The organism is Ruminococcus sp. 1001713B170207_170306_F1, assembly GCF_015668065.1.
In the GTDB taxonomy this organism is placed as follows: domain Bacteria; phylum Bacillota; class Clostridia; order Lachnospirales; family Lachnospiraceae; genus Blautia_A; species Blautia_A faecis.
In genome coordinates, this window is sequence record NZ_JADPEX010000014.1 from 14,852 (window position 1) to 31,618 (window position 16,767).

19 protein-coding genes are annotated in these 16,767 nt (G+C 44.3%); 15 read left to right on the plus strand and 4 right to left on the minus strand.

What is annotated here, in order from left to right:
• Positions 1 to 7: 7 nt before the first annotated feature.
• The 3 genes from I4V84_RS09830 to I4V84_RS09840 all read right to left on the minus strand — a co-directional run bounded on the left by I4V84_RS09830 (position 8) and on the right by I4V84_RS09840 (position 2,122).
• A complete protein-coding gene (locus I4V84_RS09830; RefSeq protein ID WP_195991824.1) occupies positions 8 to 505 on the minus strand; it encodes a hypothetical protein in 498 nt (165 codons plus the stop codon).
• Between the two features lie 2 nt (positions 506 to 507).
• Positions 508 to 1,191, minus strand: coding sequence for an amino acid ABC transporter permease (locus I4V84_RS09835; RefSeq protein WP_148461103.1), 684 nt, complete (start codon positions 1,189 to 1,191; stop codon positions 508 to 510).
• A 70-nt stretch (positions 1,192 to 1,261) separates the two neighbouring features.
• Positions 1,262 to 2,122: a transporter substrate-binding domain-containing protein gene (locus tag I4V84_RS09840; RefSeq protein WP_195991826.1), complete on the minus strand. Its 861-nt coding sequence runs from the start codon at positions 2,120 to 2,122 to the stop codon at positions 1,262 to 1,264.
• A 209-nt stretch (positions 2,123 to 2,331) separates the two neighbouring features.
• Here I4V84_RS09840 and I4V84_RS09845 point away from each other — a divergent pair, with 209 nt between their 5' ends.
• The 15 genes from I4V84_RS09845 to I4V84_RS09905 all read left to right on the plus strand — a co-directional run bounded on the left by I4V84_RS09845 (position 2,332) and on the right by I4V84_RS09905 (position 15,631).
• Positions 2,332 to 2,451 carry a nucleotidyltransferase domain-containing protein gene (locus I4V84_RS09845; RefSeq protein ID WP_118578158.1) on the plus strand — a complete coding sequence of 40 codons (120 nt, stop codon included), beginning with the start codon at positions 2,332 to 2,334 and terminating at the stop codon, positions 2,449 to 2,451.
• 57 nt (positions 2,452 to 2,508) lie between these two features.
• Entirely contained in the window at positions 2,509 to 3,447 is a 939-nt protein-coding gene (locus I4V84_RS09850) for a LysR family transcriptional regulator (RefSeq protein WP_148461105.1), read from the plus strand.
• Entirely contained in the window at positions 3,437 to 3,589 is a 153-nt protein-coding gene (locus I4V84_RS19635; RefSeq protein ID WP_207748650.1) for a hypothetical protein, read from the plus strand. Before I4V84_RS09850 ends, I4V84_RS19635 begins: the two co-directional genes overlap by 11 nt.
• Positions 3,590 to 3,674: 85 nt before the next feature.
• Complete coding sequence (nikB, locus tag I4V84_RS09855) at positions 3,675 to 4,619, plus strand: nickel ABC transporter permease (RefSeq protein ID WP_173716039.1); 945 nt, start codon at positions 3,675 to 3,677, stop codon at positions 4,617 to 4,619.
• Positions 4,616 to 5,605, plus strand: coding sequence for a nickel transporter permease (nikC, locus tag I4V84_RS09860; RefSeq protein ID WP_226814808.1), 990 nt, complete (start codon positions 4,616 to 4,618; stop codon positions 5,603 to 5,605). Before nikB ends, nikC begins: the two co-directional genes overlap by 4 nt.
• 146 nt (positions 5,606 to 5,751) lie before the next feature.
• Positions 5,752 to 7,290 (plus strand): ABC transporter substrate-binding protein, encoded by a 1,539-nt coding sequence (locus I4V84_RS09865; RefSeq protein ID WP_195982578.1) that lies wholly within the window; start codon positions 5,752 to 5,754, stop codon positions 7,288 to 7,290.
• Positions 7,291 to 7,413: 123 nt separating this feature from the next.
• On the plus strand, positions 7,414 to 8,208 hold the full coding sequence (locus tag I4V84_RS09870; RefSeq protein ID WP_195391971.1) for an ABC transporter ATP-binding protein: 795 nt from the start codon (positions 7,414 to 7,416) through the stop codon (positions 8,206 to 8,208).
• On the plus strand, positions 8,205 to 8,966 hold the full coding sequence (locus tag I4V84_RS09875; protein WP_195991828.1) for an ABC transporter ATP-binding protein: 762 nt from the start codon (positions 8,205 to 8,207) through the stop codon (positions 8,964 to 8,966). The genes I4V84_RS09870 and I4V84_RS09875 overlap by 4 nt, the downstream gene beginning before the upstream one ends.
• A gap of 585 nt (positions 8,967 to 9,551) precedes the next feature.
• A complete protein-coding gene (locus tag I4V84_RS09880; RefSeq protein WP_195991830.1) occupies positions 9,552 to 11,132 on the plus strand; it encodes an ABC transporter substrate-binding protein in 1,581 nt (526 codons plus the stop codon).
• A gap of 32 nt (positions 11,133 to 11,164) precedes the next feature.
• On the plus strand, positions 11,165 to 12,157 hold the full coding sequence (locus I4V84_RS09885; protein WP_195991832.1) for an ABC transporter permease: 993 nt from the start codon (positions 11,165 to 11,167) through the stop codon (positions 12,155 to 12,157).
• The gene (locus tag I4V84_RS09890; RefSeq protein WP_334286056.1) at positions 12,154 to 13,041 is read left to right on the plus strand and encodes an ABC transporter permease; all 888 of its coding nucleotides are present in this window, start codon (positions 12,154 to 12,156) and stop codon (positions 13,039 to 13,041) included. Before I4V84_RS09885 ends, I4V84_RS09890 begins: the two co-directional genes overlap by 4 nt.
• A gap of 50 nt (positions 13,042 to 13,091) precedes the next feature.
• Positions 13,092 to 14,030 carry an ABC transporter ATP-binding protein gene (locus I4V84_RS09895; RefSeq protein ID WP_118578165.1) on the plus strand — a complete coding sequence of 313 codons (939 nt, stop codon included), beginning with the start codon at positions 13,092 to 13,094 and terminating at the stop codon, positions 14,028 to 14,030.
• Positions 14,031 to 14,205: 175 nt separating this feature from the next.
• On the plus strand, positions 14,206 to 14,823 hold the full coding sequence (locus I4V84_RS09900) for an ATP-binding cassette domain-containing protein (protein ID WP_195991834.1): 618 nt from the start codon (positions 14,206 to 14,208) through the stop codon (positions 14,821 to 14,823).
• Between the two features lie 9 nt (positions 14,824 to 14,832).
• Positions 14,833 to 15,057, plus strand: a complete 225-nt coding sequence (locus I4V84_RS19640; RefSeq protein WP_207748651.1) for a hypothetical protein — start codon at positions 14,833 to 14,835, stop codon at positions 15,055 to 15,057.
• Positions 15,038 to 15,631: a 50S ribosomal protein L25 gene (locus I4V84_RS09905; protein WP_118578167.1), complete on the plus strand. Its 594-nt coding sequence runs from the start codon at positions 15,038 to 15,040 to the stop codon at positions 15,629 to 15,631. Before I4V84_RS19640 ends, I4V84_RS09905 begins: the two co-directional genes overlap by 20 nt.
• Positions 15,632 to 15,815: 184 nt before the next feature.
• On the opposite strand, the gene I4V84_RS09910 is transcribed toward I4V84_RS09905, so the two are convergent.
• On the minus strand, positions 15,816 to 16,715 hold the full coding sequence (locus I4V84_RS09910; protein ID WP_118578168.1) for a selenium metabolism-associated LysR family transcriptional regulator: 900 nt from the start codon (positions 16,713 to 16,715) through the stop codon (positions 15,816 to 15,818).
• Positions 16,716 to 16,767: the final 52 nt, after the last annotated feature.

The following is a 16,767-nucleotide window of genomic DNA, read 5'->3' on the forward strand; positions in this document are numbered from 1 at the left end:
ACATTGATTATACTTCGATCTTTAAAATATCATTAAAGTAGTTATTGGCAACCATTAGCACACCCATAGCTGTGATAACTACGATTTCTTCTTCTGTGAATTCTTCTTTTAATTCAGTATAGATTTCATCCGGAATGTTTTTCGGATCTTTTGCAAGAGCGCGGCCAAAAGAAATAAGTAATTCTTCCTTCTTTGTAAATTGAAAATTGTCGAAATCAATACCATTATCTTTCAGAAGCTTTCTGAAATAAGTACTGCATACCAGGCAGTCATTTTCTTCGGAAATTGCATATTCAAAGAAGTCACCAGCTCTTTTTCCAATCAGTCTCTGCAGTTCCCGGTCGAGGGAGTAGGAGCTGTCTTCAATGGCTTTAAAGGCTTCTGCATTATGGAGAAGAGTAAGCTTTTCATTAGTGAGCCTGTATCCTTGTGCAAGATGGTCCCTGATTACTTCTTTCTCTTTTTCGCCTGCTGTTTCCGGGTCGATTTTTGAAATATAAGACATGATTATTCTCCTTTCACTGGTGCTGGAGCATTCCATACCAGCTTTTTCTCAAAATAGTTTTGTACCCATGTAAGTACGGTACAGATCATAAGGTAAATAACAGCAGCCTCGCAGTACAGGGCGAAGGGCTCGTAGGTTCTGGCGGCAATCTGCTGTGCGGTGGTGAACAGCTCCACAACTGTGATACTGGAGGCAAGGGAAGTGTCCTTGGTAAGTCCGATCAGTGAGTTAAATAGTGGTGGAAAAGCGATTCGGAATGCCTGGGGCATTACAATCCTGGTCATGGTCTGGCGGTAACTCAGACCCACCATATAAGCAGCTTCTGTCTGTCCTTCTGGTACCGCCTGGATCGCAGATCGGAAAATCTCAGCGTTGTAAGCGCCAAGGTTCAGGGCAAAGGCGATCACAGCGGATGGAAAAGCGTCCAGAATAATTCCTACAGACGGCAGGCCAAAGAAGATGATGAATAGCTGTACAATAAGTGGGGTTCCGCGGAAGACCCATATGTAAAATCTTGCGAACTGCTTCAGTCCTTTTACATTGGCAATCTGTACCAGGGCCAGAAAAAGGGCGATGATGCAGCCAAAAACAAAGGATAATAAGGTAAGGGGGATTGTAACTTTTATTCCGGGTATGAGGATCCTGGTGAAAGAAGATACCAGAATCCCTGCTAAACGTTCACTCATAATTGTTTCCTTTTACTTTCAATTGTTGGATGATAGTCTGTTGTTCTGGACAACAGCTGTGGAAAAGTAATTAGTTTTCATCAGTGCTTTCTGTTGTTGCATCCTCAGAAGCGGTGTCTGTATTTGCTGCATTTTCATCCTGTGGCTGTGTGAAGTCTGTGCCGAAGTAATCCTCAGAAAGCTTGCTTAAAGTTCCGTCTTCTTTCAGTTCGTCAATAGCGTTCTGAACTGCATCATATAAAGCTGTTTCCCCTTTTTTGATGGGAACCGCATAGGTATCAACCACATCTGGAATCTCAAATGCAACCTTCAGATTTGCGTCAGGGTGCTGTTGGAGATACTCGTTAAATACAACGGAATTGAAGGTGGTGAAGTCGGCACGTCCGGATTCAATCAGGGAAACCGCTTCGTCAGCTGTGCTGATCTGTACAAGAGATGCACCGGCGTCTTCCAGAATATCAAGGTAAGCGGTTGTAGCAGTGTTTGCTACTTTTTTGCCATCCAGGGAAGCCATATCTACGATATCATCATTGTCCTTGGCTACTACGATCTGCTGTGTGATGTAGAAATATGGTCCTGCGAAATCGTATTTCTCTTCACGTTCAGGGGTGATACTTACTGCATTGATAACTGTATCAAGACGTCCACTGTCGATTCCTGCAAGAAGGGAATCCCAGTCAGATTCTGTGAAATCTGCTTCCACACCAAGCTTGTCTGCAATTGCCTTTGCTACCTCCACGTCAAATCCGGTAAGCTCTCCGTTGTCGTCATGATAGGTGTATGGAGGATAGGTTCCTTCCACACCGACTTTCAGTTTTCCTGATTCCTGAATCTGTGCAAGCTCGTCATCAGCTGCGTAGGCCATGCTGCATGTTGCCAGAACTCCTGTTAATACTGCTGCAATTCCTAAAGTCAAGATGCTTTTTCTCATAATTGTATCCTCCTCTTGTTTTGTTTCCTATTTAGCAACTAGGATTAATATGGATTGAATGATAGCATAGAAATCTGGTCTTGTCTAATATGGAATAAAGATAGCTGGCTATAGGAAATGCCTATAACATGCTTAAATTGAAAGTACACAGCTTGACTTAATAGGAAGATATGGTAAAGTGGAAGAAAGAAATCTGGTGGGAGTGAGGCTTGATAATTCTCTTTGGATCAAGGGCGCGTGGAGATTTCAAAAGGACGAGTGACATTGATCTTGCAGTCAGTGGCGGGGATTTTTGCAGATTTGCACTGGATGTAGATGAGGAAACATAAAAACAGAACGAAAGCAGATGTAAAAAGACTGAAGTTTTCGCCGGAGAGGGAATAGCTATGTTAGATCTGAAGCAACTGAAATATTTTATAGTGTGTGCTGAAACTGGCTCTATCAGCGAGGCTGCCAAGCTGCTTTATACAACCCAGCCCAGTGTGAGCAAGGCAATCAAAGCGCTGGAGGAGGAAATGGGAATTGTATTGTTTGAGCGTATGCCAAGGGGAATTGCGCTTACGGCGAAAGGCCGGGAGGCATACCGATATGCGTGCAGGATCATAAATGATTCCCGGATACTGGAAGAGATGAGCCATGGGAATATGGCAAAATATCTACGGATTTCATTGAATCCCAGTTCCTGGTTTACGAATCAGTTTGTGGAGTTTTATAAGGAAAATTATGACAAGGATTATCATTTTGAAATCTATACAGCCGGTGTGCGCACGGTCATGGAACGTGTGCGGGATTACCTTTCAGACATTGGCTTTGTATACGTGATGGAACAGCAAAAAAAGGAATTCCAGTATGAGCTGGCGAAAAACAAGCTGGTTTTTACCGTTATGCAGGAAAGTACGGCGACATTTTATCCGGGAAAGTTGAATATATTGGATCAGGAAGCAGCTGACAGAGAGAATGCACAGACCGTAAATATGGAAGCGATGAAGAACTTCCGATTTATCCAGAACTTCCGTGATGAGTTTCTGGAATTGGGAGAGAAAGAAAAACGTAGTGTGTTCAGCTGGGAAAATCTGAATGTTTCCATTATTACAAACAGCGACTACATTATGGAAAAGATGTTGAAAGAGACCGGACTTTGCAATATCAGCGGCAGTTATCTTTCCAATGATAAAAAGGCAGCAAACAAAGGCATTCCGCTGGAATTCAAAAAGAATAAGGTGGTTTTCGGATACATCAGAAGAAAGAATGACGAGACGGATGAGCTGATGGAGGAATTGCTGGGATTTTTAAGGGAAAAATTGAAGCTGGAGAATGGCAGCTGAATATGAGAGGGATAAAAAAAAACGGAAGCAGAATCGGCTAAAGGAACGTGTGCCGGTCTGCATAAATAGAGAAAAGGTATTCCTGAAAATTGAAAATATATTCCAAATAAGAATAGCTTATAACCCCCTGGGCGGGTTGTAGGCTGTTTTTTATTTTGCTAAACTACACCAAGGGATGAAAGAATGAGTAAAAACCTACTTGTACAGTATGGAATGGAGACAATTAAATGAAAAAATATGCAATCAAACGTATCCTTCAGCTGATTCCCATTCTGTTTGCAATTACTTTTCTTTCTTATGGAATGATGCGTATTGCAGGAAGTGATGTTGTAACGCGGAAAATGGAGAATACAGGAGGGGTAGTGTCAGAAGCTGCACTGGATGCGGCAAGAGAAGAGCTGGGGCTGGATAAGCCATTTTTAACCCAGTATTTTGTATGGCTTGGAAAACTGCTGCGTGGAGATATGGGAAACAGCTATGTATCAGGAGTTTCGGTCTTTGATACTTTTATATCAAAACTGCCGGCAACCCTGCTTCTTACGGCTACTTCCATTCTGCTTACTATTATTATTTCGATTCCTTTGGGAATTTTGTCTGCGGTGAAGCAGAATACAATTGCTGATTACTTGATTCGTTTCTGCAGTTTTATAGGAAACAGTCTTCCTAATTTCTTTGTATCACTTTTGCTTATGTATTTTCTTGCAATCCGGGTCAGGATTTTCCCTGTTATTGCCAAGGATGTGAGTCTGAAAAGTGTTGCAATGCCGGCCATAACCCTGGCCATTGCCATGTCTGCGAAATATCTGCGGCAGGTAAGGGCTACTGTGTTAGATGAGCTGAGTAAGGATTATGTAGCAGGCGCCCGTGCCCGTGGGGTGAAGTTTTCTGTTACCTTATGGAAAAGTATTATGAAAGCATCCCTGGTTACGGTCATTACCCTGTTAATGCTGTCAGTGGGAAACCTCCTTGGCGGTACGGCAATTGTGGAGTCCATCTTTATGTGGGACGGTGTTGGAAAAATGGCAGTAGATGCTATTTCCATGCGCGATTATCCCATTATTCAGGCGTATGTTATGTGGATGGCGATCATTTATGTGCTGGTGAATCTGCTCACAGACCTGTCTTACCGGTTCCTTGATCCGAGAATCCGTCTGGGAGGTGCGAAGCAGTGAGTGTAAAAAAAATGGACGAAGTGCCAGAAAAGAAAACGGAAAGTAAAATACTGGCAAAGATGGGTAAGAAAGAACAAGGTAGATGTCAAAAAGAAAGTGTAGTGCTGAAAAATGGGCAAAGCACAGATAATGGAAAGCACGTAACCGTGCGTGTGCAGAGGATTAGAAAGATTCATATAAAACAAAAGCTGATAATTTTCAGCGTTCTGGCTGTCTGTCTTGTAGTCCTGGCAGTTTTTTCAGACCATCTCTGTCCTTATGACCCTTACGCCCAGGATCTTTCCAGCGCCCTTCAGGCACCCAGTCTTCAGCATCCAATGGGGACAGATACTTATGGCAGGGATATGCTGTCCAGGGTGATCAGCGGAGCAAGAGCCAGTATTTTTTCCACTTTTATACTGGTGGCTGTGATTTCCATTTTTGGTACGATTGTGGGATTATGCTGTGGCTATTATGGCGGAATTCTGGATTCTGTTATGATGAGAATTTCTGATGTCTGTCTGGCATTTCCAGGGCTGGTGTTTGCAATGGCGATCGCGGCCATTCTTGGGGGAGGTATCCAAAATGCTATTATTGCGCTGGCAGTGGTCAGCTGGCCAAAGTATTCACGTATAGCCAGAAGTCAGACACTGGCTTTGAAAGAGGAACCTTACATCCATGCGGCGATATTGGCTGGGGACAGCTCTGCTCAGATCCTTGTTAGACATGTTCTTCCCAATATGATCGGACCGGTTCTGGTAACAGCTATGCTGGATATTGGAACCATGATGATGGAGCTTGCAGGACTTTCCTTTCTGGGTCTTGGAGCGCAGATTCCAATGGCTGAGTGGGGAAGCATGATGAGCGGTGGACGAAGTATGATCCAGACATATCCATGGGTGGTTCTGTCGCCGGGAATTGCGATTTTTATATCGGTGGTTATTTTTAATCTGCTGGGAGATACCGTCCGGGATTACCTGGATCCGAAGAATAGCCGGATCAAGTGATGCGAGACAGTCAGAGGCTGAAATACGCGGCTTCCAAAACACAATTTTGGACTCTTTTGTGCTGTCAAAGCGGAAATGAAATATGTAAGCTTTGGAAAAAAGCATGTTAAATATAAGAGTATGAATAAACACGAGGAGGAATGTAAATGAAAACAAAGAAGATTCTTGGAATTGCACTGGCTGTCTGTATGACAATGGGATTAACTACAGTGCCCGCAATGGCGGAAGATAAGAAAACATTTGTATTTGGTGATACCACCTTTAATGCGGAGAATGAAGAAGCGGATATCAATCCACAGAACACCTACGCCGGCTGGGCCTGCATCCGCTATGGTGTCGGCGAAACCCTGTTCCGCTATTCTGATACCATGGAAATTGAACCATGGATTGCCAAAGAATATGAAAATGTAGATGAGCTGACCTGGAAAATTACTTTGAACGATGGTGTTGTATTTTCCAATGGGCGTGTCTGTGATGGACAGGCGGTAAAGGAAAGCCTGGAGTCTCTGGTTGAAAATCATGAAAGAGCAGCGGGGGACCTTTGCATTGACAGTATTGAGGCAGATGGAAATGTGGTTACCATTAAGACCACAGAGCCGAAACCGGCATTGATTAACTATTTAAGTGATCCCTATGGCTGTATCATTGATGTACAGGCCGGAATTACAGACAATGGAATTGTAATCGGCACGGGTCCTTATGTGGCTACAGATCTGGTAACGGACGATCATCTTACACTTGTAAAAAATGAAAACTACTGGAATGGGGATGTAAATGTGGATGAAATCACGGTTCGAACCATTTCCGATGGAGATACACTGGCATTTGCACTTCAGGCAGGTGAAATCAATGCTGCCTATGGTATGGCATATGCAAGCTATCCTTTATTTGAGAATGATGATTTTACGTTCTCCAGTGCTGCAACAAGCCGCGCATTCTATGCATGGATGAATTTTGAAAGTACGGTAACTTCTGATCCGGCAGTCCGCAAGGCAATTGCCATGGGAATTGACAAAGAGAGCTTCGTATCCGTACTTCTGAATGGATACGGATATCCGGCAGTTGGTGCATTCCCGGATACTTTTTCATTTGGCGGACAGAATCTGACTACAGAGAGCTATGATCCGGATGGAGCCAAAAAGGTTCTGGAGGATGCAGGCTGGATTGATTCCGATGGTGACGGAATCCGTGAAAAGGATGGCGAGAAGCTTGTAATCCGCTGGCTTACCTATCCAAGCCGTCAGGAGCTTCCGCTGCTGGCAGAATCAGCCCAGGCAACTCTGAAAGAGATTGGTATGGATGTTCAGGTTAACTGCACATCTGACAGCAATACCATCCGCAAAGATCCTGCGCAGTGGGACGTATACGCAAGTGCCATGGTAACAGCCCCAACAGGAGATCCGGAGAATTTCTTCACAACCTGTGCTCTGGATAACTCTGTTTCCAATAATGGACATTATCACAGTGATAAGCTGGAAGAGCTTGCAAAAGAGATGGGAAAAGAATTTGATGTAGAAAAACGTTCCGAACTGGGAATTCAGATGCAGCAGACCGTTCTGGACGACAACGCTTATGTGTTCTGTTCTCATCTTAAAATGAGCATGATCATGCAGTCAAATGTAACCGGTCTTGTGGCCCATCCTTGTGATTACTATGAGCTGACAGCAGATCTGGATATTAACTAAGGAAAAATACGCTTTGTGAGTTTGACCTGCCTATGGTCTAAATGAGAGCCAGCTGCCATGTATGGATAATACAGGCAGCTGGCAGAAATATTTTTTGGATATCAAGGAGGAGTTTGCGCGACAATGGAGAATAAAATACTGACCTATGATTCGGTGGAGATATCCTTTGATGGGGAAGCGGTAGTCCATGATGTAAGCTTCTCACTCACACCGGGCGAAATCCTGGGGCTTGTAGGAGAATCCGGAAGTGGTAAAAGTACACTGATCAAAGCTGCTATGGGACTTCTTGGTTCAGGAGGCCTGGTAACCAGAGGCGACATCTGTTATATGGGACAGAATATTCTGGATATTTCAGAGAAGGAAAAAAGAAAAATCCGGGGATCAGGAATCGGCATGATTTTCCAGGATGCAGGAGCCTCTCTTTGCCCCATCCGTACGATTGGTGACCAGATTTATGAGAGTATGCGCGCCCATAAGAAAGTGAGCAGAAATGAAGCAAAGGATCGTGCCATGGAATTGTTTGAAAAGCTGAATTTTAAAGACAGCCAGCGCGTGTGGGACAGCTATCCCTTTGAATTATCCGGTGGAATGAACCAGAGAGCAGGGATTGCCATTTCCATGCTGATGAATCCACCGATTCTTTTGGCAGACGAACCTACAAGTGCACTGGATGTATCGGTTCAGCGTCAGGTAGTAAGAGAAATGTTAAAGCTCAGGGAATTGTTTGGAACAGCAATTATAATTGTAACCCATGATATTGGTGTAGTTCGGGCAATGGCGGATACCGTTCTGGTTCTGAAGAATGGAAAAATGGTGGAATATGGAGAGGCAAAAAAGGTGTTGAACCATCCACAGGATCCCTATACGAAGAAGCTGCTGGCAGCAGTTCCAAGGCTTAAGAGAAAGGAAAGATCATGAACACACTTTTGGAAGCTGAACACTTAACGAAGGTATTTGCGCAGAGGGGAAAAGAGCCTTTTAAAGCTGTGGATGACGTAAGCTTTTCTTTGCAGGCAGGAGAAACACTTGGAATCGTTGGCGAATCCGGCTCCGGAAAAAGTACACTGGCGAAGATGATCACAAGGCTGACGGATATTACAGATGGTACTTTGAAATTCCAGGGAAAAGACATTACGAAATTGAAACAGAGCCAGTTGAGGGATGTATATGGAAATATCCAGATGGTTTTTCAGAATCCGACAGGTTCCTTTGACCCGAGAAGAACTTTGGGAGACGGAATTGGAGAGAGCCTTCGAAATCGTGGCATGAAGAAGGCAGATATTGCAATAAGGGTGAAAGAACTGCTGGAACAGTGCGGACTTGAAGAAGAGCTGGCAAAAAGATATCCACATGAGGTCAGTGGAGGACAGTGCCAGAGAGCTGCAATTGCAAGGGCACTGGCAGTGGAACCGAAGGTGCTGATCTGCGATGAAGCTACCAGCTCACTGGATGTGACCATTCAGAAGCAGATCATGGAGCTTCTGGAAGAGCTGAAGGATACACATGGCTTATCCTTTATATTTATCTGCCATAATCTTGCACTTGTACAGAGCTTCTGCGATAAGGTGCTGGTTCTGTATGACGGAAAAGTGGTGGAGAGCGGGAAGCCGGATGATATTATCAATGAGCCGAAAGAGGCGTATACAAAGAAGCTGGTGGATGCAGTATTTGAATAAAATAAGCACAGAAGAAAGCCCTGCCGGGCAGGATTGCACTGCGATGAAAGGGGAGTTGCCGTTCGAGGCAACCCGCCGCAGTCGGAGAATCCTGCAAGCAGGATTTTTTTTTCTTGAAATTTCCTTGTAAGATATTCCATAAAAGCAGAAAAATATGCAAAATGGGAATGGGTAAATATCCCCCTGGGGAGCTTGTGATACCTGTTGATTCTGGTACAATAGGTTTCAGCAGCAAGGCAGAAAACGCCTGAAATGCGAATTTTTATACATAGTTACATGTAACACCTCCACTCATTATTACATGTAAATACAGACCTTCTATAGAAAGACAGTTATAGGACAAAAGCTTATAACTGCCTTTCTTATCTGGAGCGTATTTGAAAAAAATTCCGCAGTCTGCACGCCTCACTTTGCGGTATATTTCACCCGGATTCGGGAAAAATCTCCACAAATTGTGATGTACATCTTGCAGAAAGCTTTTTTCAGACACGCGCTGAGAAGAAATGAGGGATGGGAGAAAAAAGAATCAGAAATCTTCAGAAAATAATATTTCTGCTGATAATAAAAACAAGAGGGAGAACTGCTATGAAAATCAAGAAAGTAATCAGTTTATTATGTACAGCGGCCATGCTGCTGGCTGTACCAGCCGGGAATGTTTATGCGGGTGCGGAGGATCAGTCTGTGGTAGTTACAATGCCAACCACATCAGAACCGGAATCCGGTTTTGATCCGGCTTACGGATGGGGAGCCGGAGAGCATGTTCATGAGCCATTGATCCAGAGCACCCTGGTTCGTACCACCAAGGACCTTGGAATTGAAAATGACCTTGCTACAGAGTATTCCTGCAGTGACGATGGTCTTACCTGGACTGTAAAAATCCGTGATGATGTGAAGTTTACAGATGGGGAGCCATTGACCGCCTCTGATGTTGCTTTTACCTTTAATACCTGTCGCGATGAAAGCTCTGTAAACGATTTTACCATGTTGAAGGAAGCGGTTGCAGTGGACGATACGACGGTAGAGTTTCATATGAATGAGCCATATTCCATTTGGCCATACACCATGGCAATTGTAGGAATCATACCAGAGCATGCCTATGATGAAAATTATGGACAGAATCCAATTGGTTCCGGACGTTATATTATGAAGCAGTGGGACAAAGGACAGCAGGTTATTTTTGAAGCAAACCCGGATTACTACGGAGAAGAACCAAAGATCAAAAAAATGACGGTGCTGTTTATGGAAGAAGATGCAGCCATGGCAGCGGCAATGTCCGGACAGGCAGATGTAGCTCACACAGCAGCCTCTTACAGTGACCAGGAAATTGACGGGTATGAACTCCTGAGTGTGGCAACTGTGGATAACCGTGGCTTTAATCTTCCTTGTACAGAACCAGAAGAAAAAGACGGTATCACATATGGAAACAGTCTGACTTCCGATGTGAAGGTACGACGTGCAATTAATCTTGCTATTGACCGGGAAGAGATGATCAAAAATGTACTCAATGGTTATGGAACAGTAGCCTATAGTGTTTGCGACAAAATGCCATGGTACAACGAGGAGGCTGTTACAGAGTATGACCTTGATGCAGCGAAGGCTCTGATGGAAGAAGCAGGCTGGATAGAAGGCGATGACGGAATAAGAGAAAAAGATGGGGAAAAAGCAGAGCTTACCATTATGTTTTCAAATGGAGATTCTGTGCGCCAGGCACTTGCAGAAGACTCTGCGAATCAGCTGCGTGAGCTTGGAATTGATGTAACTACTTCTGGTGTTGGCTGGGATACCGCCTACGATCAGGCACAGTCAGAACCGCTTATATGGGGATGGGGAGCACATAGCCCTATGGAGCTTTACAATATTTATCACACCATCAAAGATACCGGAAGTGCGGAATATTCTCCATATGCAAATGAGACAGTTGACAAATACATGGACGAAGCACTTGCAAGCAGCAACCTGGAAGAATCCTACGATCTCTGGAAAAAAGCCCAGTGGGACGGAACCACAGGAATTACACAGGAAGGGGATATTCCGTGGATCTGGCTGTGCAATATTGATCATCTTTATTTTGTACGTGATGGTCTGAAAGTGGCAGATCAGAAATTACATCCTCATGGCCATGGCTGGTCTATTGTAAACAATGTTGACCAGTGGGAGTGGGAATAAAGAGTAAGAAAAAACGAAACGGATAAATTAAGATGAAACGCATAGGTATTTACGCAGGAAAGAACCTGCTACGAATCATATTACTGCTTTTTGCAGTAAGCATTCTTACCTTTGCCCTTGTATCAGCTTCCCCCATTGACCCGTTACAGGCCAATGTGGGGCAGGCTGCCCTGGGCAGTATGAGTGAAGAACAAAAAGAAAAGCTGCGCTCCTACTGGGGCGTGGATGAACCGCCAGTGCAGAGATATCTGAACTGGCTGAATGCATTTATAAAGGGAGATGGGGGAATTTCTCTGTTATACCGGCAGCCGGTGACAAAGGTCATTGCAGTGAAGCTGGGAAATTCTCTTTTTCTTATGGGACTGGCGTGGGTGGTTTCCGGATTTGTGGGCTTCCTTCTGGGAGTACTTGCAGGGGTGTTTCAGGGCAGGCTGCCGGATAAAATCATAAAAGGTTATTCACTGGTGATTGCCAGCACTCCTTCTTTCTGGCTGGCACTTTTGCTACTGATCATTTTTGGAGTCTGGATGAAAATCCTTCCCATTGGACTTAGTGTTCCTATTGGAGTAGAAGCCAGCGGTGTTTCCTTTTTGGACAGAGTGCGTCATGCCATTCTTCCGGCAGTCACTTTAAGCATAACCGGAATTTCGAATATCACATTACATACCAGGGAAAAAATGATTGATATAATGGAAAGCGATTACATCCTTTTTGCAAAGGCGCGGGGAGAGAAAACCGGAAGCATCATTTTTCACCATGGCATTCGTAATGTGCTGCTTCCGGCCATGACCCTGCAGTTTGCATCTGTCAGTGAGATCATAGGAGGTTCGGTTCTTGTGGAGCAGGTATTTTCCTATCCGGGACTGGGACAGGCGGCTGTAGCGGCGGGAACTGGCAGTGATGTGCCTCTTCTTATGGGGATTACATTAATAACAGCAGCCATTGTTTTTCTGGGAAATTTCCTGGCAAATGTACTGTATGGAGTTGTTGATCCCAGAATCCGGAAGGGAGGGCTGGGACTATGAGTGAAGGTGTAATGAAAAACAATTGTTCAAAGGGCAGCCCGGGAGTCGTGGAAAAGCAGGGGAAAAGGCTGAATCAGCGGCAGAAAGCAAGGATTTTGCTGATTTTTTCTGTAGCTTTTCTGGCGGTGACAGCCATACTTGGAGTGGTGCTTCATGATGCCGCTATGGTGACTGATTTTTCCAGAAAAAATATTGCTCCCTGTCTGAAATATCCTTTTGGTACGGACTGGCTGGGCAGAAATATGTTTTACCGTACTCTTACCGGTTTATCTATGAGTATTCTTATTGGCGTGCTGGCAGCAGGTGTAAGCGCAGTTATGGCACTGATTCTTGGAATTTGTGCAGCAACTCTTGGAAAAAAGGTGGACTCTGCCATCTCTTTTGCAATTGACACTGTTATGGGAATTCCGCATATTCTGCTGTTGATCCTGATTTCCTATGCTATGGGAAAAGGGCTGAAGGGAGTGATTGCAGGTGTGGCGCTGACGCACTGGACATCTCTGGCAAGGCTGATTCGAGGAGAGGTTATGCAGCTTCGGGAAAGTGAATATATTCAGATTGCAGGAAAGCTTGGGCTGGGCAAATGGGAGATTGCGAAAAAACACATAGTTCCCCATGTTCTGCCCCAGTTTATTGTTGGGCTGGTATTGCTTTTCCCACACGCAATTCTTCATGAGTCCAGTATTACATTTCTGGGCTTTGGGCTTTCCACGGAGCAGCCGGCGATTGGAGTTATTTTATCAGAAAGTATGCGCTATCTGATCATGGGCAAATGGTGGCTGGCTGTATTTCCTGGAATGATGCTGGTTCTTACGGTTGTGCTGTTTGAAAAAGGCGGTACAGCTCTTCGTCAGCTTCTGGATCCGGGAAGTGTGCACAAATAGAGAATAGCAGGAGGGACTGTCCGGTAAGAGACAGCAGCGTATGAAAAAATATGAGTTGTACAAATAAGAAAAAAATACTGGAAATAGAAGAGCTTTCCGTTTCCTTTCTCCAATATAAAGGGAAAACCAGCAGACAGAGCTGGCTTCCCGTGATTTCAGGTCTATCTGTTGCAGTGAGGGAAGGGGAACTGGTGGCTGTAGTCGGCTCCAGCGGTTCCGGAAAAAGTCTTCTGGCACATGCGATTTTGGGAATTCTGCCTTATAATGCAAAAGTATCCGGAATTATGAAGTTCCAGGGTGAATTGATGGACGAAAAGAAGATCAGTGAACTTCGTGGAAAGGAAATTGCTTTCGTACCTCAGAGCACCTTATATCTGGATCCTCTTATGAAAGTGGGGAAACAGGTCTGTGGAAAAAGAGGGAAAAAGGGGTCAGAAAAGCAATCGGAATTGTTCCGCAGGTATGGTCTGCCTGAGAAAACAGAAACGAAATATCCTTTCGAGTGTTCTGGAGGAATGACCAGAAGAATTTTGCTGTCTACTGCATTAATGGAAAATCCAAAGCTTATTATTGCGGATGAACCTACGCCTGGCATGGACCTGACACTTGCGAAAAAGTCTATGGAGGATTTCAGAAAATTTGCAGATGAAGGAAATGGAGTTCTTCTGATTACTCATGATATTGAGCTGGCACTGGAAGTTGCTGACAGGATCGTTGTTTTTTATGCAGGAAAAACAGTGGAAGAGGCCCCGGTTTCGGATTTTCGTTCAGAAGAGACCTTGCGCCATCCTTATACGAAAGCATTGTGGCGGGCACTTCCGCAGAATGGCTTTACCCCTCTTGACGGAACCCAGCCTTATGTGAAAGACATGCCGCAGGGATGTCCTTTTGGACCAAGGTGCAGCTGGTATCGGGAAGAATGCAAAGGGGAAATACCTATGGTGGAGGCTGGATGCGGAAGTGTCAGGTGTATCCGGTATTGTATGTAAAACGGAAATACCACCTATCGGCGACATCACTATATAGGAAAGTCAGCGGTTGTGTGCCTGTGGCACTCCAACAGCTGCAGACAGCATTCGTAATCCGGGACTTTCATAGTAAAGTCAGATAGGGGATAACTTTAATGCATATTGCCTACTGAATAGTTATAACAGGAGATATAAAATGATTCTGGAAGCACGAGATATTTCATTTTCTTATGAGAGAAAAGGCGCAGAACTTTTTTCAAATATAAAATTTAAAGTGGAAAACAACGAAAGAGTGTGGGTGCCAGGACCAAGTGGCTATGGAAAAACCACATTGTGTAAAATTCTGGCTGGTTATCTGGAACCCAGCAAAGGACAGGTTTTGCTGGATGGAAAGCCTTTGCCGAAGAAAGGGTATTGTCCGGTGCAGATGATCTGGCAGCATCCGGAAAGGGCTGTGAATCCCAGACTGAAAATGGAAAAAATTTTGTCTGATGGAGGGCAGGTTGAAAATCGGATCATAGAGGGGCTGGGGATAGAAGAAGATTGGCTGAACCGGTATCCTCAGGAATTATCCGGTGGGGAATTGCAGCGTTTCTGTATTGCAAGAGCACTGGGAAAAGAGACAAGGTTTCTGATTGCAGACGAGATCAGTACCATGCTGGATCTCATCACGCAGAGCCAGATCTGGAATTTTCTGCTGGAAGAAGTAAAAAGGCGGGAAATCGGGTTGATCGTGGTATCTCATAGTGAGGCATTATTGAAGCAGGTTGCAGAGCGAAAACTGCCTTTTACGGCAGAGAAGACAACTGCCTGAAAATTTTGAGTGATTCATTTATTTTATACTTCCATTTTCCAAGAAAAACAAGAGCAGATTTTAACAAAAAAATCCCTTAAAAAAAGTTATGTTTGGTTAATCATAATTGAAACAAGTGACTATAATAAGGGACGTAAAAAGAAAAAAGAAGTACTTAACAAAACCTCTTTGTTGAAGGCTGCTAAGCGTTTCAGAATTTTGGAGGAAAAGATAAATGAATACTTTAAAAGCTGAAAAAAGAAGCATGGATGTCAAAGCAAAGAAATTAAGAAGAGAAGGATTTGTAACAGGTAACCTGTTCGGCAGAGAAATTGAAGGTTCCATTCCCCTTAAGTTTACTAAGAAAGAAATTGAAGTTCTGTTGAAAAACAACAATAAAGGAAGCCAGGTAATGCTGGAACTGGATGGTAAAACCTATGATGCGCTGATCAAGGAAGTTGATTATAATCCACTTGCACATACAGTAGAGGAAGTTGATTTCCAGGCACTGGTAAGCAATGAGATGGTTCATTCCACTGCTGAGATCATTCTGGAAAATGAAGAGAAAGTTATGTCCGGTGTTCTGCAGGATGAGTTGAAAGAGGTTGCATACAAAGCACTTCCGGCAGATCTGGTTGACAAGATCAAGGTTGATGTCGCTGGTATGAAGATTGGTGATACGCTTCGTGTGAAAGACCTTGAAATCGCCAAGAATAAGAATATCCACATCACAACTGATCCGGAAGCAGTTGTCGCAACTGTAACACCAGTTCACAACGTAGTTCCGGAGACTGAGACAGAGGCTGAAGAGACTGCTGAGGAGAAATAAGCTGGCGGCAGTTGCTGAAATTGAATTTTGAATATGTGTGAATGAAATGGGAAGCTGTTCACTGGGAAATTGGTGGGCAGCTTCCTTTTGTCTGGTATTTCTAAAAGCGGTTATTAGAGTGTGTTTGAAAAATCTCCCATAAATTGTGACGCACATCGTGCAGAAAGCCTTTTTTAAACACGCTCTAATAAAAATTTGTTACGAATTTTAAAAACTGCTTCACATGTGGCTTCAGAATCCGGTTCTTACTGTACACAATGTAGAAGGTTCGCATGGCGGATTCGTGATTCAGGGGAAACATGAGAATCTGGTGGGTGTCGGCCAGATCTTTGGCAGAGCAGGCAGAGAGGATGGAGATTCCAAGGCCGCCGGCTACAGACTTGCGGATGGCCTCCAGATCGTTCATGCGGGCTACAATGTGCAGGGAAGAAGCCGGGATATTTCGTTTTTCCAGATAGCGGTCAATTTCCTTTTTGGTTCCAGAACCAGTTTCGCGCATAATAAAGGGTTCTCTTAGAAAATCAGAGAAATCAAGGGTACCGGAATCCATTTTTTGCTGATATTGCAGGTAATGCTGGTTGACCGGGGTGGCAATTACAAGTTTATCTTTGCAAAAAGGGATAAAACAGCAGTCTGGTTCGTCAAAGGTATTTCCCACCAGAGCCAGATCCACGCTGCCATCTAGAACTCTTGCCACAGCGCCGAGACTGTCGGATTGCCAGGAGTGAAAATATACGTCTGGAATCTGGCAGGTGAAGGCACTGAGAATACCTGGCAGAAGGTAGGAGGAAGGAATGGTGGAAACAGCCAGGTCAATGATCTTTTTATTTTGTCCGGTGAACTCTTCTATAATGTTGCTGCGCATGTTCAGCATATTGGAGGCGCAGTCATAGAGCAGAAGACCGCGCTGGGTGATGTTCAGCTTCTTGGTGGTGCGGATCAGCAGCCGCGAGTTCAATTCCTGTTCCAGAGAATTGATGTGGGCACTGATGGTGGGCTGGGTCAGGTTCAGCTGGCGGGCGGCTTCGGAGAAGCTTTTATTTTCGACTACGGCTACGAAGGCCTCTAATTGTTTAAATTCCATAGGATAAAAATACTGGTTCCTTTCTCAAAGACTAATTAAGTGTTACTAATGC